The organism is Bartonella sp. AA89HNZF, assembly GCF_042196905.1.
In the GTDB taxonomy this organism is placed as follows: Bacteria; Pseudomonadota; Alphaproteobacteria; order Rhizobiales; family Rhizobiaceae; genus Bartonella.
The window spans coordinates 1-629 of sequence record NZ_JBHIRD010000125.1 but is presented as its reverse complement, the minus strand read 5'-3'; the positions used below and the strand labels follow the sequence as shown (position 1 = coordinate 629).

Sequence of the window (629 nt, the reverse complement as noted above, 5' to 3'; positions counted from 1 at the left end):
TCTCATTTCAAATCTGTTTATCTTGAATCAATCAAAACCATTCGCTTGCACGTCACAAGCGAAGCTGGCGTGTGGGTAAAAACTGTATAAGAAAGAACTAAAAATGGCTCTTATGAACCCTCTCTAGTGCCAAGGGCTGTCGCAACACCCACGAGCTGGCAAAGTGTGTGATGGTGCCGGCTTGCTTTTTCATAAACGTAAAGATGGAAGTGCTCAATGGTTTTATCGTTATACCATTCATGATCGCCATCGCGAAATGGGCTTGGATGCTCTTTGAGAGATGTTTCTTTAAAAAAGAGCGTGAATTGGCAAACCAATGGCATTCTGTTTTACGTGAAGGTCGTGACCCCATTAAAGAACGCAATAAATAAAAGTGTGAAGCAATCTCCATTATTTAAAAGATATCGCTTTGGGTACTTTTGAAAGTCGGAAAGCTGAATTAAAAGGTGATGGTAAGAATGGGAACTGGTTTTCTCCCTTGCGGCTTTACATTCCCCCTAAATTAGGCTGTCTGTCCGTTTCAGAAATTACCCAAACAGAGATACGCAATACGCTTGTTCCTATTTGGCATACAAAAGCTACAACAGCAGAGAAAGCACTAAACCGTCTTAATATTTGTCTCAAACATG

At 40.9% G+C, this 629-nt stretch carries 1 pseudogene; it reads left to right on the top strand.

Going from position 1 to position 629, the window contains the following annotated elements:
- Positions 1-126: 126 nt before the first annotated feature.
- Positions 127-629, top strand: a pseudogene (locus tag ACFIN0_RS10070) (integrase arm-type DNA-binding domain-containing protein); the annotation flags it as partial.